17 protein-coding genes are annotated in these 21,566 nt (G+C 63.8%); 9 read left to right on the forward strand and 8 right to left on the reverse strand.

The window, feature by feature from the left end; translation table 11 throughout:
• Positions 1-40: 40 nt before the first annotated feature.
• Positions 41-1,444, reverse strand: a complete 1,404-nt coding sequence (locus IE071_RS10975) for a C40 family peptidase (protein WP_189441237.1) — start codon at positions 1,442-1,444, stop codon at positions 41-43.
• 25 nt (positions 1,445-1,469) lie between these two features.
• Complete coding sequence (locus tag IE071_RS10980) at positions 1,470-2,621, reverse strand: DUF819 family protein (RefSeq protein WP_189441238.1); 1,152 nt, start codon at positions 2,619-2,621, stop codon at positions 1,470-1,472.
• 164 nt (positions 2,622-2,785) lie between these two features.
• Between IE071_RS10980 and IE071_RS10985 the strand changes: the two genes are divergently transcribed.
• From IE071_RS10985 to IE071_RS11020, 8 genes are all read left to right on the forward strand, one after another.
• Complete coding sequence (locus IE071_RS10985) at positions 2,786-4,309, forward strand: transglutaminase-like domain-containing protein (protein ID WP_189441239.1); 1,524 nt, start codon at positions 2,786-2,788, stop codon at positions 4,307-4,309.
• A gap of 53 nt (positions 4,310-4,362) precedes the next feature.
• On the forward strand, positions 4,363-7,398 hold the full coding sequence (locus tag IE071_RS10990; protein WP_189441240.1) for a TonB-dependent receptor: 3,036 nt from the start codon (positions 4,363-4,365) through the stop codon (positions 7,396-7,398).
• Between the two features lie 99 nt (positions 7,399-7,497).
• Positions 7,498-8,781, forward strand: coding sequence for a diaminopimelate decarboxylase (gene lysA, locus IE071_RS10995; protein WP_189441241.1), 1,284 nt, complete (start codon positions 7,498-7,500; stop codon positions 8,779-8,781).
• On the forward strand, positions 8,778-9,989 hold the full coding sequence (locus IE071_RS11000; protein ID WP_189441242.1) for a dipeptidase: 1,212 nt from the start codon (positions 8,778-8,780) through the stop codon (positions 9,987-9,989). Before lysA ends, IE071_RS11000 begins: the two co-directional genes overlap by 4 nt.
• Positions 9,990-10,260: 271 nt before the next feature.
• Positions 10,261-11,796 (forward strand): serine hydrolase, encoded by a 1,536-nt coding sequence (locus IE071_RS11005; protein ID WP_308427779.1) that lies wholly within the window; start codon positions 10,261-10,263, stop codon positions 11,794-11,796.
• On the forward strand, positions 11,796-12,515 hold the full coding sequence (locus IE071_RS11010) for a M15 family metallopeptidase (protein WP_189441244.1): 720 nt from the start codon (positions 11,796-11,798) through the stop codon (positions 12,513-12,515). The genes IE071_RS11005 and IE071_RS11010 overlap by 1 nt, the downstream gene beginning before the upstream one ends.
• Positions 12,516-12,601: 86 nt before the next feature.
• Complete coding sequence (locus IE071_RS11015; protein ID WP_189441245.1) at positions 12,602-13,657, forward strand: serine hydrolase domain-containing protein; 1,056 nt, start codon at positions 12,602-12,604, stop codon at positions 13,655-13,657.
• Positions 13,658-13,700: 43 nt separating this feature from the next.
• Positions 13,701-14,486: an N-acetylmuramoyl-L-alanine amidase gene (locus tag IE071_RS11020; RefSeq protein WP_189441246.1), complete on the forward strand. Its 786-nt coding sequence runs from the start codon at positions 13,701-13,703 to the stop codon at positions 14,484-14,486.
• On the opposite strand, the gene IE071_RS11025 is transcribed toward IE071_RS11020, so the two are convergent.
• The 3 genes from IE071_RS11025 to trpE all read right to left on the reverse strand — a co-directional run bounded on the left by IE071_RS11025 (position 14,483) and on the right by trpE (position 17,204).
• On the reverse strand, positions 14,483-15,028 hold the full coding sequence (locus tag IE071_RS11025; RefSeq protein ID WP_229792864.1) for a hypothetical protein: 546 nt from the start codon (positions 15,026-15,028) through the stop codon (positions 14,483-14,485). The two genes, IE071_RS11020 and IE071_RS11025, sit on opposite strands and share 4 nt — an antisense overlap.
• A 155-nt stretch (positions 15,029-15,183) precedes the next feature.
• The gene (locus IE071_RS11030; RefSeq protein ID WP_189441248.1) at positions 15,184-15,729 is read right to left on the reverse strand and encodes a hypothetical protein; all 546 of its coding nucleotides are present in this window, start codon (positions 15,727-15,729) and stop codon (positions 15,184-15,186) included.
• Entirely contained in the window at positions 15,729-17,204 is a 1,476-nt protein-coding gene (gene trpE, locus IE071_RS11035; RefSeq protein ID WP_189441249.1) for an anthranilate synthase component I, read from the reverse strand. Before trpE ends, IE071_RS11030 begins: the two co-directional genes overlap by 1 nt.
• 173 nt (positions 17,205-17,377) lie before the next feature.
• Here trpE and IE071_RS11040 point away from each other — a divergent pair, with 173 nt between their 5' ends.
• Complete coding sequence (locus IE071_RS11040) at positions 17,378-18,223, forward strand: energy transducer TonB (RefSeq protein ID WP_189441250.1); 846 nt, start codon at positions 17,378-17,380, stop codon at positions 18,221-18,223.
• A gap of 34 nt (positions 18,224-18,257) precedes the next feature.
• On the opposite strand, the gene IE071_RS11045 is transcribed toward IE071_RS11040, so the two are convergent.
• From IE071_RS11045 to pdsR, 3 genes are read right to left on the reverse strand one after another with little or no spacing between them, the layout of a single operon-like run.
• Positions 18,258-20,267, reverse strand: coding sequence for an ATP-binding protein (locus tag IE071_RS11045; RefSeq protein WP_189441251.1), 2,010 nt, complete (start codon positions 20,265-20,267; stop codon positions 18,258-18,260).
• Between the two features lie 12 nt (positions 20,268-20,279).
• Positions 20,280-20,825, reverse strand: a complete 546-nt coding sequence (locus IE071_RS11050; RefSeq protein WP_229792865.1) for a hypothetical protein — start codon at positions 20,823-20,825, stop codon at positions 20,280-20,282.
• 32 nt (positions 20,826-20,857) lie between these two features.
• On the reverse strand, positions 20,858-21,547 hold the full coding sequence (gene pdsR, locus IE071_RS11055; protein WP_189441253.1) for a proteobacterial dedicated sortase system response regulator: 690 nt from the start codon (positions 21,545-21,547) through the stop codon (positions 20,858-20,860).
• Positions 21,548-21,566: the final 19 nt, after the last annotated feature.

The following is a 21,566-nucleotide window of genomic DNA, read 5'->3' on the forward strand; positions in this document are numbered from 1 at the left end:
CGTGTCCTCGTTTTCTTCTTTGATGCAATCGGCGACAGGTTCAGCGACGAATCCGCACGATGCTGGTCATTCGGTCGACAAAGGTCTGGTGATCGTTGAACAGCATCGGTAGCAACGGTGTCACCGACACTGCATTGAGCTTGATCTCCGCGATACTGCCGTCGGCCTTGCGGTAACTCATGCCGCCGACGTCATGGATCACGTAGGGTTGGCCGTCGCGCTGACCGATCACCAGCATCACGTGCCCGGGGATGTAGACCAGGTCGCCGACCTGCAATGCATGCGCAGCCTTGATGCGCGCCTCGCGGCTGTCCTTGTCGGTGAACAGGCGATGTTCCAGCGCCGGACTGATCGACTGCTTGCTGGTGTCGCGCGGCATCTCTACACCCATGCTGCGGTACACGTCGGAGACGAAACCGCTGCAATCGCGCCCGTCGTACGAGTGGCCCCAGCCGTACCGCTCACCGAGGAACTTGAACGCCTGGCCGATGATGTTGGCCGGCGTCAGCGGCAGGTAGTCGTCCGCCGTATCGGTGTTCTTCTGCAGCAGCGCCGGGCTGAACTGCAGCTTGCCGTCGGCGTCGCGCAGCGGCAGTTGCAACGTATACGCGGCATACGGCGTCTGCCCGTTGACCGGCTGGTCTGCCGGCAGATCGGTCTGCAGCGGTACGCGCGTGCTCATATCGAGCTGCAGCTGCGAGACGCCGGGCACCTCGCGCGTGAACACGGTGCGTACGCTGGCACCGGTGATCACCCGATACGGTGTCTTGTCGGCATAACCGAAGACCTGTGCGGCGCTGCCTTCTGCCACGTTCTCCTTTTCAGTCCAAGCGGCATAGCGCGGGCTCACCACGAACAGCCAATGGCCGTCGCGGCTGGCATGCACGATCGCCACCGGCACGCCGGGAAACTCGGCGGTTTCCTGGAAGCGGTCGATGTCGGTATCGCCCTTCGAACTGAACACGCGCAGGTTGGTGGGGAAAGCGCGGAACGACGCACGCTTTACCACCAGGCCGTAACGCGTGCCCTGCTGCGCCGGAATGTCGGACAGTGCGAGATTGTCGACCAGCGCATCCAGCGTGGCGGCGGCCACGGGTTGGCCGTCGACGTCATACAGCTGCCGCGCGGGTCGCTCGGACAACGCGTTGATCCAGCCGGCCACCTGCTCGCGCGTCAACGTCGTCGGCAACGCGCGCAGATCATGCATCGACGGATCGGTTTTCAGCAGCGCCGTGTTCTCTGCCTCGATCTGTGCGCGGCTGAGGATCACCCGGTCTGGCTGCTTCTGCAGGCCGACCCAGTACGCCGGCGTGAGCTGCGCATCGCCCACGCCCATCACGCCCGACGGCGGGATCGCGCTGGTGGCGACGTTGTCGCGCGCATGCAGCGGCGCCACGACAAGGCCGAGGATGAACAGCGTGGCGAGAGAAAGAGGAAGTCGCATGATCATGCTCCTGAGTAGAACCCGCTCATGGCCCGGCCAGCGCCGACATCACGGTGGCCACCAGCAGGCCAAAGCCGGTACCGAGAATGTAACCGAGCAGTGCCAGCAACACGCCCACCGGGACCAAGGCGCGCGAGTAGCTCGCCGCCAGCACCGGTGTGGCCGCCACGCCGCCGACCAGCGCAAGCGAGGAAATCCCGCACAGATAAAGATCGAAACGGAAAAGCTTGGCGAAGCCGATCAGCAGTACTGCGTGGATCGCGATGATGGTGACGCCGCACAGCAGATACAGTGGCGCCGCGGCGATCCCGGCGAAGTTGCTTTGCGAAGCGAGCACCGCCACCACGCTGATCAGCATGGCGCTGGAAATGGTGCCGGCACCGGGGAATCGCGCCAGCGGCGTATGCGCCACCACCAGTCCCGCCGCAGTGGCGAGCAGGATCGTCCAGGTGGTGCCGCTGACCATGCTCCCCACCGGCAGCCAGCCCGACAACCAACCCGACAACGCCGCCACCGCCAGTGCCATGCCCAGCCACAGCAGCACGCTGTCGTACGTGGTCGGGCCGCTCACCGGCGTCTCGGCCACCTCCATGTCGCCGCTGGATTTGGCTTTCGTCCAGCGGTTGAACCCCACCGCGAGCCGCGCCACCGAGAACAGCACCACCACCCACATCGAGTAGCACAGCGCATCGGTGAGCAGCGACATCGCCAGATAATGGTCAGACATGCCGATCGCCTGCTTCACCGCGATCATGTTGGCGGTGCCGCCCATCCAGCTGCCCGACAGTGCGGCCAGCGGTTGCCACGCATCGCCCGGCAGCCAGCGGTGATAGAGCAGAAAGGTGGCGATGAAGGCGACGAACAAGGCGATGGTCGCGCACACAAACACCGCCAGCACACGCGGTCCCAATCGCCAGATCGCGCGCAGGTCGCAGTTGATCATCAGCAGGAACAGCAGCGCCGGCACCATGTGCGTGGTGAGCATCGATTGCGCGGTGCGGATTTCGTTGTTGACTCGCCACAGGCCCGACACCGCCAGCGCGGTGACGAACAGATAGGTGAGCACGATCGGCGGCAGCACATTGAAAATCCGCCAGTTGAATCGCCGCTCCACCGCGGGAAACAGCCCGGCGGCCAACAACATCACCGCCAGATAAGGCCAGACCGTGTGGATCATTGCATCCCCTTGTGGGTGGTTCGCAGGCCGGCACAAATCTTGAGGTTTATGCCATTAGGAATAGATGATTCTTTTACAGTTCAATTGAAGCATAAATTATTGACCGGCATTTGCAAGCGTGTTACACAGCGGTTTCAGGGGATTCGATGTGGGGATGCTGGTCGATGGATACGTTGTTACCTGTCGCACTGAAAATACGCCGCCGCAAGCACGGCTTGCGCACCGTCGTGGTCGTGCTCGCCCTGCTGCTGGCCACTCCACTGGCGGTTGCCGGTACCGCCAGCAATCCACCGCTCACCCCCATCATCGCCCAGATCGACGCCGGCCACTTCCAGGCCGCCGATACAGCGATCACCGATGCGTTGGCACAAGCAGGCCTGTCCGCCGAGACCAGAACCGCGCTCGCATTCCAGCGCGAGCGCATGCGCCGCATCCTGCTCGACTTCACGCTCAGCGCCGATGACGTCAAGACGCGCGTGCGCAAGGAAATTCCCGACCTGAGCGATGTCGAGTTCGCGAAGTGGAACGCGGCCGGCCTGTTCGAGCATCAGGTGATCGATGGCAGGACGCTCTACTTCAAGCGCTCGCCCGGCAACCTGTTCCGCCTCAGCCCGGAAGCGGTGGCGCGGCGCGCAGTGCAAACGCCGATCACCGACGGCCCGATGGCATCGTTGAACGGCCATCAGCGCGCGATCTACCACGCGGCACTGACCGGCCATCGCAGCAGCGTGCTGCCGCAGCGTGTACGCATGACTCAGACGCTCACCGTCAACGCCGATGCGGTGCCCGCCGGCGAAACCGTGCGCGCGTGGATTCCCTATCCGCAGGCGGTGCCGGGTCAGCAGGAAGACATCCGCTATGTCGGCAGTGTGCCGGCGCAGCATCAAATCGCGCCCGCATCGACGATGCAGCGCACCGTGTATCTGGAGAAACCCGCAGTAGCCGGCCAGAAGACCGTGTTCTCGGTCACCTACGAGCTGACCCTGTTCGCGCAATACCACGCGCTCGATCCGGACAAGGTCACGGCGGAGAACATCACGCCGGAACTGGCGCCCTTCGTGGCCGAGCGCGCGCCACACATCGTGTTCACTGATGCGATGCGCGCGTTCTCGCGCAAGGTCGTCGGCGACGAGAAGAACCCTTACCGCATCGCGCAGAAACTGTTCGCCGCGGTCGACCAGATTCCGTGGGCCGGTGCGCGCGAGTACTCGACGATCTCCAACATCAGCGACTACGCGCTGCACGCCGGCCACGCCGACTGCGGCCAGCAGACCCTGCTGCTGATGACCCTGCTGCGGCTCAACGGCATTCCCACCCGCTGGCAGTCCGGCATGGTGTTCTCCAACGACGGCACCGACTACAGCAACATCCACGACTGGGGCTACCTGTACCTGGCGCCCTACGGCTGGGTACCGATGGACGTCACCACCGGTCGGCTGCATCCGGGCCCGGCTGACGACAAGGCGCTGGAGTGGTTCTACCTCGGCGGCCTGGACAACTACCGCATCGCCTTCAACAACGACTTCGGGCGCCACTTCATGCCGCCCAAGCGGCAGTTCCGTTCCGACGACGTGGATTCACAGCGCGGCGAGGCCGAGTGGAAGGGCGGCAACCTCTACTTCGACCAGACGGACTACGACTTCAAGTGGCAGGTCCTGCCAGCGGCGCAGGGACCTCGCAGCAAGTAATCAGCGGCTTTCACAAACATGGCATCGACGGCGTCGATGGGGGAGATCGGGAGATGGGAAACACTCGGACATTGCGCAGGAGCGCACTTTGCATGGCGCTGGGCCTCGGCCTTGCATCGCTGGCGGTGCCGACGGCATTCGCAGGCAACACGGATGGCTCGGTGGTAGGTCACACGCAGGCCAATGCGGTCGTCACGGTCACCAGTCCTTCCACCGGTCTGACCCGAACCATCACGGCGGACGGCAACGGCAACTACCGCTTCCCCTTCCTGCCGGTCGGCGACTACCTGCTCACGGTGAACAGCAATGGCAACGCCGTCGGCCAGTCGCGCCATGTCACTGTCACCCTGGGCAATGCCACCACGGTCGACGTGGGCTCGAACGCCAATGCCACCGAACTCTCGTCGATCAACGTCACCAGCAATGCACTGCCGGTCATCGATGTGACCTCTACCGAATCCGCCACCAATATCTCCCGCGAAACGCTGACGCGCCTGCCGGTGGAACAGAGCGTGGCCTCGGTGGCGCTGCTGGCTCCCGGCGTGGTCAAGGGCAATGCCGGTTTCGGTGGCATTTCGTTCGGCGGCTCGTCGATCGCCGAGAACGCCTTCTATGTCAACGGACTCAACGTCACGGACTTCTACAACCGCAACGGTTTCTCCGAAGCACCGTTCGATTTTTACCAGGAATTCCAGGTCAAGACCGGCGGCTACTCGGTGGAGTTCGGCCGCACCACCGGCGGCGTGGTGAATGCCGTGGCACGTTCGGGCACGAACGAATTCAAGTTCGGCACCACCATCACGATGGAGCCGGGCAACTGGCATTCCGCTGCCAAGGATCGCTACAACGCCGACGGCAGTCGCTACATCACCGCCAGCCGCGACCAGGATTCGCTGGTGAAGACCAACGTCTGGGCGGCCGGTCCCATCATCAAGGACAAGCTGTTCTTCTTCGCCATGTATGAGGCGCGCGGCAGCGAACCGCACAACACCGACAATCTCGGCAAAACCATCACCTACAACAATGCAGACAATAATTTCTGGGGCACCACCATCAACTGGAACGTCACCGACAGCAACACGCTGTCCCTGATGGCCTTTTCGGACAAGACCAAGAACGTCGGCGACGTCTACGGCTACGACTACGACACCCATACGGTCGGCCCCCGCTCCAACATCATCAATAGCGACACCGGCGGACGCAACTGGGCGCTCACCTGGAGCAGCTACCTGACCAACGACCTCTCGATGAAGTTGATGTACGGCCAGAACCAGCGCGATGCGAATACGCAATCCCAGCTCGACGTGCAATGCAATGTGGTTGCCGGAACCACGGGGTTCCTGAACATCCACGATCCGGGCGTGGCGCTCGGTTGCACCAACAGCTCGACCGTCTATGCCCGCACCGACAAACGCACGCAGTACCGTGCGGACTTCGAATGGACGCTTGGCAGCAACCTGCTGCGCTTCGGCTACGACCACGAAAAGAACGTATCCGACTACGCACGCCATTACACCGGCCCCGGCGAGTACTACTACAACCTCTATGCAACATCGCCCGGCAGCACCATTCCGAACGGCGGCGTGGTTCCTCCGGGCTACGATGCCTACGTACGTGCACGACGTTACGAGATCGCCGGCACCTTTCCCACCATCAACTCGGCGTTCTACGTCGAAGACAACTGGTCGATCACGCCGAATTTCGTGTTGAACGCCGGCATCCGCAACGACAGTTTCAACAACGAGGACGCATCCGGCCGCAGCTACATCAAGATCAGCAAGCAGATCGCACCCCGCCTGGGATTTTCGTGGGACGTGAAGGGCGATGCCAGCATGAAGGTGTTCGGCAACCTTGGCCGTTACTACCTGCCAGTGGCCAATGTGATCAACATCAAGCAGGCAGGCGGCCTGCTTGATGAAAGGACTTACTACGGCTTCGCCGGTTGGGATATCCAGACGCTCAACGGCCTGACCTATGCCGTGCCGAAGCTCGGCGCACAAATCGGCCCGGTGGACGACTCCCAGGGCAACGGCACCGTCGGCGACCTGCGTTCCGAAGTGGATAAGAACATGGACCCGGTCTACCAGGACGAGGCGATCCTCGGCTTCCAGCAATTGATCAACAACAATTGGTCGTGGGGCGTGCGCGGCATCTATCGCCGCCTGCACAATGCGATCGACGACATGGAGATCAGCGCCACACCGAAATGCGGCGGCGACGGCTACATCGGCTGGGTGATGGCGAATCCCGGCAAGAAGGTGACCGTCTGGGGCGACACCAATTGCGACGGCACCCCGGATGGCTATCTCACCATCGATACCTCCAAATACGGTTGGGCGATGTACGACTCCGACGGCAACTACCTGGGCCAGCGCGGATGGGTCAAGCCCAAGCGCACCTACGAGGCGATCGAACTGCAACTCGACAAGGCCTGGGACGACAAGTGGTCGTTCAATGCGTCGTATACGGCCGCGTGGAATCGCGGCAACGCGGAGGGCCCGGTCAACTCCGACACCGACTTCGACGATACCGGCCGCACGGAAAACTTCGACGACCCCTACGTCAACCTGAGCAATGGCTTCCTGCCCAATGACCGGCGTCACCAACTCAAGCTGCGCGGCACCTATGCGCTCAGCAAGAACTGGCAAGTAGGCGCCAATGTGGAGGTCAATTCCGGCGGTCCGATCACCGGCTATGGCGTCGGCAATCCCTACGACGCGACCAACTACCACAGCTATTTCATCTGCGTGGACAAATGCGGCTCGATCCCTGGGCAGTTCGACACGAACGGAGACCCTGTGCAGTATCCCTCCGAGGATCGCGTGTACAAGTCCTCCCCGCGTGGCAACTATGGCAGGCTGCCGTGGACTTACACCCTCGACGCCAACATCACCTACGTACTGCCCTACGACGGCGGCAAGATGCGTGTGAAGCTCACCGCATTCAACCTGCTCAACCAGCAGCGCACGGTGCAGGTGGATCAGGATCTGCAGACGGATATCTCACCGCAGACCAATTCCACGTTCCGGCAGCCGATCGGTTTCCAGGCGCCGCGTTATGTGCAGCTTTCCTTCTCCGCCGATTTCTGACGACTCCCCGGCCCACGACCCGCGTTTTGCGGGTCGTGCTTTTTTCGAGACCCGCGCTGCCTTCGCCTGACTAAACGTGACGCACCTTCCGTGGCTTTCATGACCCCTACTTCCGTGGCCACCGCGCATTCATTCGTGGCCCAAGCCGCCATTGACGATGTCGATCTCGCTGCCTTGGCGGCCCGTCTCGGCACCCCGCTGCACGCCTATTCCAGCAGCGCGATCCGGCAGCGCATCGGTGGCCTGCAGGCTGCATTGAGTGGCCTCGATGCCACCATCTTCTTCGCGGTCAAGGCCAACCCGAACCTCGCCATCCTGCAACTGATGGCGAACGCCGGCGTCGGCGCCGACATCGTTTCGGTCGGCGAATTGCGGCGAAGCCTGCATGCCGGCATGCCACCGGAGCGCATCGTGTTCTCCGGTGTCGGCAAGAGCGCGGACGAGATCGCCGGCGCGCTGACGGTCGGCATCCATCGCTTCAACGTCGAATCGCACGACGAACTGCTCACCCTGCAACGGCTGGCCAAGGCGCAAGGAGTGACGGCACGCGCGGCGGCACGCATCAATCCGGACGTCGACGCACACACCCACGCGAAAATCTCCACCGGCAAGTCGGAGAACAAGTTCGGCGTAAGCATCGACGAGGCGCGTCGCTGGTTCGCCGAGCACAGGCAGCTCTCGCATGTGCAGCTCGATGGCCTGCACGTGCACATCGGTTCGCAGATCCTCACGCTGGAACCGTTCCGGCTCGCGCTGCAGCGCGTGGCCGAGTTCTGGCGCGAACTCGAACAGGCCGGCCATACGGTCACCAGCATCGACGTCGGCGGTGGTCTCGGCGTGTGCTACCGCGCCGGCGAGGATCATCCGGTGGCGGCAGCGGATTACGTCGGCGTGATCCGCGAGGCGCTGGCCGGCTACCGCGGCCGCCTGCTGCTCGAGCCCGGTCGTTACCTGGTCGCCGAAGCCGGTGTGCTGCTGACCCGGGTGATCCGGGTCAAGCCGGGTATCGAGCGCCAGTTCCTGGTACTGGATGCGGCAATGAACGACCTGCAGCGACCGAGCCTGTACGACGCCTGGCACGACATCGTCCCGGTGTCGGACGAATCACGGCCACTGACCACCTACGACATCGTCGGCCCGGTCTGCGAGACCGGCGACACCTTCGCGCGCAACCGTGTCATGCCCGAATGCGTGGCCGGCGACCTCTTGCTGATCAAGGCCACCGGCGCGTACGGTGCGTCGATGGCGTCTACCTACAACTCGCGGCCACTGGCAGCCGAAGTGCTGCTGAACCAGGGTCGTTATGCGGTGGTGCGTCGCCGCCAGCACTTCGAGGAGATGATCGCTGGCGAGCAACCGGCCCGCCACTGGGAAACGACATGACCACGATTACACGTCTTGCCACCATCGCCGCGCTGACCCTGTGCGCCGCGCTTCCCGCGCATGCCGAACAGGATCCGCCGATCACCATCGACACCCACGTCGACATTCCCTTTACCTACATGCGCGAAGCGCGCTTCGACGTGGGCAAGCCCACCCCGTTGCTGGTCGATCTGGGCAAGATGGAGCGCGGTGGCCTCAACGCCGCTTTCTTCGTGATCTGGGTACCCCAGCACAAGCTCGACGCGGCCGGCTACGCCAAGGCGGTGGAGCAGGCCGAGCAGAAATACGACGCGATCGGCCGCATGCTGATGCAGTATCCCGACCGCATCCGCCTGGCCACCACGCCGGAGCAGTTGCTGGCCAACCACAAGGCTGGCTTGCTGTCGGCGACGATCGAGATCGAGAACGGCTACTCGCTCGGCCACGACATCCGTCGCCTCGATGCGGCGTTCGATCGCGGCGCGCGCTCGATCGGGCTGGCCCACGTCGGCAACAACGATCTGTGCACCAGTTCGCTGCCCGATACCGAACACGGCGAGCCGGCGATGAACAGCGCCGGCGACACCGGCATGAGCGACTTCGGTCGCGCCGTGGTGAAGCGCGCCAACCAGCTCGGCATGCTCGTCGACATTTCGCACTCGTCGGACGCCTGCGTGCGCGAGGCGCTCAAGCTGTCCACAGCGCCGATCTACGCCTCGCACTCCGGTGCCCGCGCCGCACTCGATCATCCACGCAACCTGCCCGACGACCTGCTGCGCGCGATCGCAGCCAAGGGCGGCGTGGTCGATGCGGTGGCTTACAAGGAATTCCTGAAAAAGGACCCGGCCCGCGAGGCCGCCGAGAAGAAACTGCAGGCCGCGATCGCGAAGCAGTCTGGCCACAAGGAGTACGACAGCGATCGCGATGACTACCTGCCGGCGATGGACAAAGGCATGGCCGAGATCCAGCAGAAGTATCCGCTGGCCACGCTGGACGACTACATGAACCAGATCCAGCACATGGTGAAGGTCGCCGGCATCGACCACGTCGGCATCGCCTCGGACTTCGACGGCGGCGGCGGCATCACTGGTTGGGCCAACGCCAGCGAGACGCGCAACGTCACTGCCGCCCTGCACAAGCGCGGCTTCAGCGACACCGACATCGCCAAGCTGTGGGGCGGCAACCTGCTACGCGTGTGGCGCGAGGTGGAGCGTGATGCGCAGCATTAGGCAAACGCAGCTTCTGCCCCCTCTCCTGCGACCGAAGGAAGTCCCTGTGGGGCAACGCAGGGCAGGGTTGGACTGGGGTGCTTTTTCGCATACCCGACCGACCCCCTCCCAGCCTCCCCCTGCCAGCAGGGGGAGGAGCCAAAAACGCGGCGCCATCTCCGACACTGAGCAACAACGGACTGGAGCTTTGCTCCTCCCCCTGCGACCGAAGGAAGTCCCTGTGGGGCAACGCAGGGGAGGGTTGGGGTGGGGTGCTTTTCTGCTCGCGTTTTTGCTCCTGCTCGTCACCCTGGGTGCCACCGCCCAAACCCTCAAATCCGCCAATCCCACCTACGACAAAATTGTCGATGCCGTGATCGCGCGCTATCACCTGCCCGGCATCGCCGTCGGCGTGATCGAGAACGGCCAGGTCGTCTACGTGCGCACCGCCGGCGAAACGGTAGCCGGTTCGGGGCAGAAGATCACGCCGCAGACGCTGTTCAAGATCGCCTCCAACAGCAAGGCGATGACCACCGCCCTGCTTGGCCGACTGGTCGATCAAGGCAAGCTGCACTGGGACGACCCGGTGACGAAATACCTGCCGCAGTTCCGCATGCACGATCCGTGGGTGACCGCGAACATGCGCGTGGCCGACCTGCTGACTCATTCCAGCGGCCTGCCCGAAGGCGGCGGCGACCTGATGCTGTGGCCGGAGCCGAACGCATTCACCCGCGCCGACATCATCCATGGCCTGGCCTTCATCAAGCCCGGCTACAGCTTCCGCTCGCAGTACCAGTACGACAACCTGCTCTACGTGGTGGCCGGCGAAGTGGCCGCCGCCGCAGGCGGCGCGCCCTACGAGACGCTGATGCGTCGCGAGGTGTTCGAGCCGCTGGGACTTTCGCGCTGCCAGGTCGGCGCGTGGAATCGCGATGCGGTCGGCAACGTGGCGCAGCCGCATCGCCAGGACAATGGACACAACGTCGCGATCGACGAGGACGCTGCGCTGATCCCGGCGATTTCCTCCGCGCCGGCCGGCGGCATCCGCTGCGATCTCGACGACATGCTGAGCTGGGCGCGCAACTGGCTGGTGCCCACGCCGGCACAACTGGCCTGGTTGTCGCCGGCGCAACGCCAGATCCTGCAGGCCCCGCACATGCTGATCCCGGTGTCCGCGCAACGTCGCGCGTGGGATCACTCGCACGTGATGGCCTACGGCTACGGCTGGCGCATGACCGATGTCGATGGCGCATGGAATGTGTGGCACACCGGCACGCTGAACGGCATGTACTCGATGCTGTCGCTGTTGCCGGACCGCCGCAGCGGTTTCGTGTTCATGATCAACGGCGAGGCGGACAGCGCGCGCACGGTGCTGGGCGAAGTACTGACCAAGCACTTCACGGCGCCCAGCGATACGCATGACGTGAACTGGTACGCCGACGCACTGGATCGCGCGGCGAAACAGCACGCGGCAACTTCATCGATGCCGGATACTTCGAAGCAGCACCCGGCCACCCCGAGCGATCTGGCGACTTGGACCGGCATCTACCGCGATCCGTGGTTCGGCGAGATATCGCTGTGTCCAAGCAACAACAAAGTGCGCTTCGCCGCGAAGAAGTCGCCGAAACTGGCCGGCACGGTGATGCGCCTGGGTACGCGCCACCTGGTGCACTGGGACGATTCCGGCGATCTGGATGCGTGGCTGGATTTCCATGCCGCCCACGACAGCCAGCCGATCACGCTGCGCATGGCCAAGATCGATCCGAAGGGCGACTTCAGCTCCGACTACGAAGACCTGGATTTCCAGCGCGTCGGCGGTTGCCACTGATGCGTCAGCCACTCACGGCCATCGCACTGCTCCTCGCCATCGGCTCGCCACTCGGCAGTCGCGCCGAACAGCCGCCTTCCCTCTCGCCGGCAAAGACCGCGGCCGCCGCCAATCTGGTCGACATCCGCACGCTGGTGCCGGATATCGCCGAGGACATCAAGTACGCCGGCCGCGACAACTTCGTGGGCGCGCCGGTTGACGGTTACCGTGCACCGAAGTGCTTCCTGTTGCGTCCGGTCGCCGAGGCGCTGGCGCAGGTCGAACACGACCTGCGCGCGCAGCACCTGCGCCTGAAGATCTGGGACTGCTACCGCCCTGCCCGTGCGGTGGCGGATTTCGTGCGCTGGGCGCACGACCTCGGCGACCAGCGCACGAAAGCACAGCACTATCCAACACTGGACAAGTCGAAGCTGCTCGGCGACTACATCGCGCCGGTCTCCGGCCACAGCCGCGGCAGCACCGTCGACCTCACGCTGGAGCGTTGCGCCACCGACGACACACACTGCGAGCCGCTGGAGATGGGCACCGACTTCGACTACTTCGGCGTGCGTGCGAATACCGATACGCCCGGCCTCACCTCCCAAGAGCGCGAGAATCGCGCGCTGCTGCGTAGCGCGATGGAGCGTGGCGGCTTCCACAACTATCCGCTCGAATGGTGGCACTACACCTTCGCGCCGGAACCCGCCCCGCACACGATCTACGACGTGCTGGTGCAGTAGCTCAACTTCTCCCTCTCCCTAAGGCGACCATTAGGGAGTCCCCTTGCGGGCGAGAGGGACTCAAGCTTCACGCACGGAGACTCATCATGCGACTGGCCATGCTTCTTACTTCGCTGTTGCTTGCCACCTTTACTGCCCAAGCGGCAACACCCGATGCGATCCGGAACGCCGACCAGCTGATGCAGAACTACACCGGCAACGTGCCCGGCGCCTCGCTGCTGGTACTCAAGGACGGCAAGCCGCTGCTCCGCCGCGGCTACGGCGTGGCGAACCTCGAACAGCACGAGCAGGCTTCGCCGGCCACCAACTATCGACTGGCCTCGGTGAGCAAGCAGTTCACCGCCGCGGCGATCCTGTTGCTGGCCGAGGACGGCAAGCTGAAGCTGGACGATTCGATCCGCCACTGGCTGCCCTCGCTGCCCGCGACCACCGACAAGGTGACCCTGCGCCAGCTGCTCAGCCACACCGGCGGCCTGATTGACTACGAAGACCTGATGCCGGCCGACACCACCGAACAGCTCAACGACAACGACGTGCTGCGCATGCTGTCGGCCACGCCGAGGACTTACTTCGCACCGGGCACCGCGTATCGCTACAGCAACTCCGGCTACGTGCTGCTCGGGTTGGTGGTGGAGCATGCGTCGGGCCAGAGTCTGCCAGTGTTCCTGCAGCAGCACGTCTTCCAGCCGCTGCACATGGATCACACGCTGTTGTATGTGCGCGGCGGCCCCGAAGTCAGCCATCGCGCCTACGGTTACAGCGATGAGAACGGCGCGTGGAAACGCACCGACCAGGACCTGACCAGCGCCACCCGCGGCGACGGCGGCATCTACTCGTCGATCGACGACCTCGCGAAATGGGACGCTGCGCTATACGACGACCGCCTGCTCAGCGATGCATCACGCAAGCTCGCCTTCAGCCCGCACGTGAAGGTCGTCGGCGAACCTTACGAAGCCAACTACGGTTTCGGTTGGCGCATCACCGGCGACACGCTGTGGCATTCGGGCGAAAGCATCGGCTTCCGCAACGTGATCGTACGCTGGCCGAAGCAGCATCTCACCGTGATCCTGCTCAGCAACCGCAACGATCCGGAGCCGTACCAGACTGTGCTGAAGATCGCGGAGCAGTTCGGCGCACGCTGACAACCGCAGCCGCAGCATGAACACAGCCATTTTTCGGAGTTCGATGATGCGACGTTTTTCCACCGTTCGTTCTGCATGGCGCCAGGCGATCCTGCTCGCCGCCGTGCTTCTGCTCGCCGCCTGCGCCCACGCGCCCGCACACAACCCACTGGCAACCTGGGTGCCTTCGCCCAACCAGGACATCCGTCGTCCGGTGCTGATCGTGGTGCACTACACCGATCAGCATTCGGCACAGGAAAGTCTGGATACCTTGCGCACCGCCAACAGCGGTGGCCCGGTGAGCGCGAACTACCTGATCGGCAGCGACGGCCACATCTACCAACTGGTGTCGGACGAGCGCCGCGCGTGGCACGCGGGGCCGGGCCACTGGGGCACGATCACCGACGTCAACTCCGCCTCGATCGGCATCGAACTCGACAATGACGGCCACTCGCCGTTCGCGCAGCCGCAGATCGACAACCTGCTGCGTCTGCTGGCCGACCTCACCACGCGACTGCACATACCGCGCACGCAGATTGTCGGTCATCAGGATTTCGCGCCGTCGCGCAAACCCGATCCCGGCCCGCTATTTCCGTGGAAGCAGCTCGCTGACGCCGGCTTCGGGCTATGGCCGCAGGGGACGCTGATCGATCCGCCGGCTGGCTTTGATCCATGGATGGCGATGGGACTGATCGGCTATCCGCTGGAAGATCGGCCCGCCGCGGTGAAGGCGTTCCACAATCACTTCCGCGGCATCGACGGCGACACGCTTGACGCGGAGGACCTGCGCATCCTCTACAACCTGGCGCAGCAAATCGAATCGGGCAGCAATACGCGAACCGCTAGCTAGAACGCCAGTACCTGATCGGTATACGTCTCGACCAGCGCACTGAACGGCCGGCCATTGCCGTCAAACAGCATCGCGCGGTGCTGCAACAGCAGATGCGGCATCACCAGCACACCTGACGTCGGTTGCATCTGCGTGCGATGCAACTCCCAGCCGTCGGGCAACGGCGACCACAGCAAGTCAGCACTCAAGGTCTTGCGTCGAAAATGCAGCGACTGCACCACCTTGCCGAAGGGCATATCGCTGCGGTCTAGCTGCCGGTTCATCGCGGCGGTCAATCGGTTTGGCAGATACCAGTTGTCCGCCTCGGACAGCACGTGATCGCCGCAAGATAACAGCACGCGCCGGTACTTCACTGGTTCGTTCGTGCCGACTTCAAGGTGCGCCCGCAGATCAGGCGGAATCGACTTGTCCGCGCCATGCACGCGCGTGGCGATGACGCGCGCCGGCGACGCCATGCGATGCACACCGCACCAGCGCTCCAGCGTCAGCGTCGCGCTGTCGTGGCTGAGCAGATCGGCGTTGAAGGTTTGCAGGAGAGCCATCGCTTGGGTGCGGCCAAGCGGCGTGTCCGCGAAACTCTTTGGAATTTCACGAGACTGAACTGCAAACGAAAGCATGAGTAGCAGGAGAATTGAACCATGTTTCATGACCTCTCCTCCGAATCACCCGTGACCGCCGAACTTCGGTGCGCTCACCACTAACGCGTTGCTTCCGCCACAGTCTTTTCTATCCACTCGATGCCCGAACGAATCACTTCATCGAGCATGACGAACTGTTTGTCTGCGATACATGCAGCAAGGTAACTACGCGCCATATCAACACTTCTACGGGTGCTTGGTTTCTCTGCAGTCATCTGCATGAACTCATGATCCAGGTTCGTTGTGAGCATCGGAAGTAAAAGCTGCTCGCTGGTCAATTGACTTCCCTCGCTAATCCTAAGCATCAACGTTGCCGTTCGATTTGGAACAACATACGCATGCGCCGTCAAATTTCTAAGACACTTCAAAAATGCGAATAGCGGCGAAGATTCCAACTTCAACCTTGTTTCTTCGGATACAAAATCCTTAATCGAGACCAATGCAAACAAAGCCGCATCCGCCATTGCAACAGCGCGAAAACTATCAACAGATATACGACCGCAAGAATCCAAATGTTCGTTGAAAAAAAGACACGCCTCTTTCATCCGAAAATCAGCCGAGTTACCGCACCAATCCTCGTGCATCTGAAACTGGCTATCCGACATCACAGCCCCTTGGCCGCCTGTGCCACCGCGCGGAACAACGCACGCCCCTTGTTCATCGTCTCTTCCCACTCAGCCGCAGGATCGGAGTCGTAGACGATGCCGGCGCCGGCCTGCACGTGCAGGCGGCCGTTCTGGATCACCGCGGTGCGGATCGCGATGGCGGTGTCGGCGTCGCCCCACCAGCCGATCCAGCCGATCGCGCCGGCGTAGATGTTGCGCTTGTACGGCTCCAGCTCCTGGATGATTTCCAGTGCGCGGATCTTCGGCGCACCACTGAGTGTGCCGGCCGGGAACGTGGCTTTCAGCACGTCCATGTAGCTGAGGTTCGGCTTCGCGGTGCCCTGCACCTGCGAGACGATATGCATCACGTGCGAGTAGCGCTCGATCACGAACGACTCGCTGACTTCGACCGTGCAGGTCTCGCTGATCCGGCCGATGTCGTTGCGCCCCAGATCGATCAGCATCACGTGCTCGGCGCGCTCCTTCGGATCGGCCAGCAGCTCGGCTTCCAGCGCCTGATCTTCGGCCTCCGTGGCACCGCGCTTGCGCGTGCCGGCGAGCGGACGCACCACCACCTTGCCGTCCTTCAGCCGCGCCAGGATTTCCGGCGAGGAACCCACGATCTGGGTGTCGCCCAGATCGACGAAGTACATGTACGGCGACGGGTTCAGTGCGCGCAGCGCGCGGTACACATCGACCGGCCGCGCGTTGAAACCCACGCTGAGCCGCTGCGACGGCACCACCTGGAAGATGTCGCCGGCGCGGATGTATTCCTTCGCGCGCTCGACCATCGCCTCGAACTCTTCTTTCGTGAACGAGGATTTGAAATCACTCTCGTCCAGCGCGATCGACTGGGTGAGCTGCGGATACGACGCGCCGCCCTGGCGCAACCGGTAGACCAGAGCATCGAGCCGGCGCTGCGCCTCGGCATACGCCTGCGGCTGTGCCGGGTCGGCGTGCACGATCAGATAAAGCCGGCCCTTGAGGTTGTCGAATACTGCGACTTCCTCGGCCAGCATCAGCAGCACATCGGGCGTGCCCAGCTCGTCGGCACGATCCCACTGCGCCAGCCGTGGCTCGATGTAGCCGATCGTCTCGAAGCCGAAATAGCCGACCAGCCCACCACTGAACGCAGGCAGCTGCGGCAGCCGCGGCACGTCGTACTGCAGACGCAGCTTCTCGATTTCCGCGAGCGGATCGTCCAGATGGCGGCGCTCGGTGATCTCGCCCGAATCCTCCACTTCGAGTTCATGCCCACGCAGGCGATAAACGCGCTTCGCCGGGAGACCGATGATCGAATAGCGTCCCCAGGTGGCGCCGCCCTCGACCGATTCGAACAGGAAGGTGTACGGGCCGTCAGCCAGTTTCAGGTACACCGACAGTGGCGTATCGAGGTCGGAGAACACCTCGCGCACCAATGGAATGCGCGTATGCCCCTGGGCAACCAGCGCGTCGAATTCGTCTCGGGAGATCACGTGTTGAGCGTCCGACTGATGAAAACAGACGACTATTGTAGGCATGATGAGCGCATGTCGCGCGAGCCGGATCGGTGGCGCGATCACCGCGACGTCCGATGTTCACGACCTTGATACTTGAGATTGTGAGTCTGGATGAGCTCACAGCTTGTTCAACCAAGGGTTGATGGTGCATGAAAACACCCCGTCTTGTGCCGACCGACCGTTTCACCGGTGTCGATGTGACTATCCGGTCGCACGTCGCTGCCACGCTGCTTTTCTTGCTCGCTCTGTGGCCCCAGCCCGGCCATCCGACACCGATTTTGGGTCAGGCCATCAACCCTGTGCCGCGGCAGCTTCCCTCCGCGACCTCACAGACTGTCGCGGAGGGAAGCTGCCCCGACGAAAGCCTCTTGCTGGTAAACGACGAAGACCGGTCGCTGGTGACCGGCGGCCAACCCACGTTCACGGGGCGATCGCAGCGCATGGGCAATACCTATGTGGCCGAAGCGACCACCCACCCCATCGGAAACTGTGCAGACACCAGCGTACAGCTCTACTTGTTCCTTGATGGCAAATTCGTCGGTGCTGCCACACCGCACAGTCTGCCTTCGAAACAGGCCCATTTCGAAAGCTTCACGCTCATCGATCCCGAACATCTGCGCTATGTCGTTGCCGACTCGGCATCGACGGATACACGTTGCGCGCGAACCCGCAGCAGGCGTCCCGAAGCCACGACCACGCTGGTGCTGGGGGCGCAGGGCTGGACGTTGCACATGGATCCTTATGCCGACGTGTCCTACCAGGCACGGCAGCCGCTGCGTTATCCGCTCGACCCGAATGGCCACCGCAATGAAGGTCAGGTCGTGGTGCATGCCACCGTGGACAAAGACGGATTTCCTGCGGATATCAGGATCATGCGAAGGGGCTCACATCCGGAGCTCGACCAGGCAGCCATCGAGTACGTGCGCAGACGCTGCTTCAATCCGGCAGAATCCAGCGTCGACATTCCGGTCAACTTCTCGGTTCACAAGCTTTGACGCAGACGCGCCGTCGTTGCACTGGACGTCGCTGCTATAAGCGCTGACGCGGCATGCCGTGCAAGTGCAGAGAGAACGCCACACCCGTGCCGTCGTCGAGGTTGCGCGCGCTGGCCACGCCGCCGTGGCGTTCGGCGACCAGTCGCACCACGTACAGGCCCAGGCCCAGGTGTGGCGCGTCGCCGGGGGTGGCCTTGTCGCGCAGGCTGACCAGCGAGTCGAACAAGCGGCCCTGCATTGCCTCGGGCAACAGCGGGCCCTGATTGGCCAGCTCGATCTCGGCGCCGTCCGGTGCGGCGCATAGGCTTAGACGCAGCCAGCCATGCTCGGGCGTGAACGACAGCGCGTTGTCGAGCAGCTTGTCCAGCGCCTGTGCAATCAGCTCGGGCGCGCAATGCAGGTACAACGGTGCATCGGGCAGCACGCAGTCGAGCTGGCGCGTGCCGATCAAGGCGCGGTAGGCGTCGGCGCAGCCGCGCACCACGTCGCGCAGGTCGACGTCCTCGGGTTCCGCCGCGGTGATCGAACGTTCCATCCGGCTCGACTCGCTCATCGCGCGCACCAACGCGCCGAGCCGAGCCACGCCGTCGCGGGCACGCGCCAGATACGGCTGCGCCTCGGCCGGCAGTGCGGCGTGTTCGAGGTTGTCCAGCGACGATTTCACGATCGCCAGCGGCGTGTTGAGTTCGTGCGAGAGTTTCGAGGCCAGCGTGCGCAGGTAGTCGGTGTAGCCATCGACCACCTCGAACAGGCGCTCGAAGCTGCGCGCAAGGTCGCCGATCTCGTCCGGCGCATCGGTCATCGGGAAGCGGCCCTGCTCGAACAGGCCGTCCAGACGTCCATCGTTGAGTTGCGCGCGTTCGGCCGCATTGCGCAGTCGCGCAAGCCGAAGGCTAAGCCGGGTGGCAAACGCGAGCAGGATGCCGCCGGCGACCAGCAGCACGCCGAAGCTGGTCAACAACAGACCGAGCAAGGCCTTGTTGGCCAGCAGCGGCACGCTGCGGCTGGCCTGCTCCAGCAGCAACACGCCGTCGACCTTGCCCGCATGCTCGATCGGCACCGCGGCGGCCAGTACCACGCTGCCGCGCTCCTCACCGCTGCGCCACACGGCAATCGGTTTGCCCACGCTCGCTTCGCGAACTTCGGCGGTATCCAGCCGCGGCACGTCCTGCGACCACGGACTCGCATCTTCCAATCGGGTCGCCAGCAGCGAGCGATAGATCAGCGAGGCGAACCAGCCTGGCTGGCCATCGGCGCCGGGCGCGGTATTCAGACGGCCAGTCCGCGCCAGCAACCAACCCTGCGAGGTCAGCACGCGCGCCTGTACGCGATCGGGCACCAATTGCGCCAGCTCGCCGGAAAGCTTGCTCGAATAACTGAGCAAGGCCCGCGTATCGGAGCCCATCCGGTCGCCGCCAATCGCCGCGTCATACACGCCGACGCCGAGCACGCGCAGTTGCAGCGTTGCCGGCAAGCGCAGCTCGACCTGATAGCCGCTGCCGTCCTCCTGCCATTGCGCGGCAAGCAGATCAGGCAAGCCATCGACCGCGGGATCGAGCGGCCGTGCCGTCAGCGGTCCCGGCGCCGCGCTGGCCAACAGGTAGCGCCGCTGTCCATTGGCATTGCCCAGGGTCAGGATCAGATGATCGGCGGCCAGCGCATTGGCATCGTCGGCGTCGGCGCGGACGCGCCGGGTGTTGCGCACGACGGCGTACAGGTACAGCCCATCGTCGTCCGCAGCCAGCAGCAGCTTGCCATGCTGATCCAGCGGCTGGCTCCACGGCGTCAGCGGCGCCCAGTCGTCGCCGTAGCCATCCACGGTGATCGGCCCCGGCGCCTGCTGCACGTACCAGGCCCGGTCCGACTCCGGTTGCACCGCACCGGTCACCACCAGGCTGCGCGCCACCGCGCCCGCCGACGCCAGCAGCGCCTGCGCCTGACCGTCGCGCAACAACGCCTCCATCTGCCGCACGTACAACCAGCCCGCGACCGGCAGCGCCAGCGTGCACAGGGCGACCAGCAGGAGTTTTCGGCGCAGGTTCATCGGAACGGACGATCAGCGGCCATGTGGCAGCGATGCTCCCGCATCGGGCGCATAGTGTGTGGCTACTACCACGCGCATGAAGTCATCGAGCAGCGTGCGCCGTGACGGATCGGCAGCATCGAACGCCATCGACCAGCTCAGCTGGACGCCGCTGGCCTGGCCCGGATCGCAGAACACCACCACGTCATCGACATGATCGCTGCCTTGGTAGACGCTCGCCTCGCACGGCATCGTCGGATTCCGCACGACAATGCCGGAGACCTTGCCAGCCGGATCGTGCTGCAGATAACGCTTGCGATCGGCCTGCACTTCAGCCGTCAGCGTGGGCAGTTTGCGAGGGGTCACATTGAGCACCATCACCCGCTGCGGCTTGCCGCTCCATTCGCCCCGATAGAGCACGGCATCGACGCCGATCGCGTGCGCGTAGGTGCAGCAATCGCGCGTCCAGCCGGACGGTGTGGCGGCACTGATCACCCATGCGAGCGTGGCGCCATCACGCGAGCCATGTGCCAGCACGTTGTCTGTTGACGTGCCGGCCTGCGCAAGCGTGGCGAACATACATAACACCAACATCGACAGCATTCGCCGCATCACGGCTTCCACCGGTAACCCACGCCGTGCACCGTCTCGATCGCGTCGAACTCCGGCGCCACCGCGATGAACTTCTTGCGGATGCGCTTGATGTGCGAGGTGATGGTGGCGTCGTCCACGACGAGCTCCGCCTCGCGCATCAGCTGGTCGCGGTTCTTCACGTGGCCGGGGAAGCGGATCAGCGTGTGCACCATCCAGAATTCGGTGACGGTGAGCGGCACTTCCTCGCCGTTCCAGCTGATCCGCATGCGCTCGGATTCCATCTTCAGCGGGCCGTGCTCGATCACCGTCTCGCTGGACGCCGGCGCCTTCAGCGATTCGATCCGGCGGAACAGTGCAGCGATGCGCGCGGCCAGCTGATGCAGGCTGGTGTCCTTGCTGAGGTAGTCGTCGGCGCCCAGGCGCAAGCCGGAGATCACGTCGAAGTCCGAATCGCGCGCGGTGAGGAAGATCAGCGGCAAGGTGGATGACTTGGCGCGCAACTCGCGACATAGGTCGAAGCCGCCCTCCGGCTCGTCGCCGAGGCCGATGTCGATGATCACCAGTTCCGGCAGGCGCATCGCGAACGCGCTGGACGCTTCCTGCCGCGAACCGTAACCGCGCGCGTCGTAACCGAAGCGATTCAACGCCTCGACGTAGTTGGCACGGATCAATGGTTCGTCTTCGACGATGGCAATGTTGCGGCCCATGGCGCGCTCCCTGTGAGGT

The organism is Rhodanobacter panaciterrae, from assembly GCF_014651895.1.
GTDB lineage: Bacteria > Pseudomonadota > Gammaproteobacteria > Xanthomonadales > Rhodanobacteraceae > Rhodanobacter > Rhodanobacter panaciterrae.

What these genes read in the sequence shown, in the direction of transcription:
- IE071_RS10975 (WP_189441237.1), bottom strand. Translation starts at nt 1,444, where the DNA reads ATGCGACTTCCTCTTTCTCTCGCCACGCTGTTCATCCTCGGCCTTGTC.
- IE071_RS10980 (WP_189441238.1), bottom strand. Translation starts at nt 2,621, where the DNA reads ATGATCCACACGGTCTGGCCTTATCTGGCGGTGATGTTGTTGGCCGCC.
- IE071_RS10985 (WP_189441239.1), top strand. Translation starts at nt 2,786, where the DNA reads ATGGATACGTTGTTACCTGTCGCACTGAAAATACGCCGCCGCAAGCAC.
- IE071_RS10990 (WP_189441240.1), top strand. Translation starts at nt 4,363, where the DNA reads ATGGGAAACACTCGGACATTGCGCAGGAGCGCACTTTGCATGGCGCTG.
- lysA (WP_189441241.1), top strand. Translation starts at nt 7,498, where the DNA reads ATGACCCCTACTTCCGTGGCCACCGCGCATTCATTCGTGGCCCAAGCC.
- IE071_RS11000 (WP_189441242.1), top strand. Translation starts at nt 8,778, where the DNA reads ATGACCACGATTACACGTCTTGCCACCATCGCCGCGCTGACCCTGTGC.
- IE071_RS11010 (WP_189441244.1), top strand. Translation starts at nt 11,796, where the DNA reads ATGCGTCAGCCACTCACGGCCATCGCACTGCTCCTCGCCATCGGCTCG.
- IE071_RS11015 (WP_189441245.1), top strand. Translation starts at nt 12,602, where the DNA reads ATGCGACTGGCCATGCTTCTTACTTCGCTGTTGCTTGCCACCTTTACT.
- IE071_RS11020 (WP_189441246.1), top strand. Translation starts at nt 13,701, where the DNA reads ATGATGCGACGTTTTTCCACCGTTCGTTCTGCATGGCGCCAGGCGATC.
- IE071_RS11025 (WP_229792864.1), bottom strand. Translation starts at nt 15,028, where the DNA reads ATGGCTCTCCTGCAAACCTTCAACGCCGATCTGCTCAGCCACGACAGC.
- IE071_RS11030 (WP_189441248.1), bottom strand. Translation starts at nt 15,729, where the DNA reads ATGTCGGATAGCCAGTTTCAGATGCACGAGGATTGGTGCGGTAACTCG.
- IE071_RS11040 (WP_189441250.1), top strand. Translation starts at nt 17,378, where the DNA reads ATGAAAACACCCCGTCTTGTGCCGACCGACCGTTTCACCGGTGTCGAT.
- IE071_RS11045 (WP_189441251.1), bottom strand. Translation starts at nt 20,267, where the DNA reads ATGAACCTGCGCCGAAAACTCCTGCTGGTCGCCCTGTGCACGCTGGCG.
- IE071_RS11050 (WP_229792865.1), bottom strand. Translation starts at nt 20,825, where the DNA reads ATGTTCGCCACGCTTGCGCAGGCCGGCACGTCAACAGACAACGTGCTG.
- pdsR (WP_189441253.1), bottom strand. Translation starts at nt 21,547, where the DNA reads ATGGGCCGCAACATTGCCATCGTCGAAGACGAACCATTGATCCGTGCC.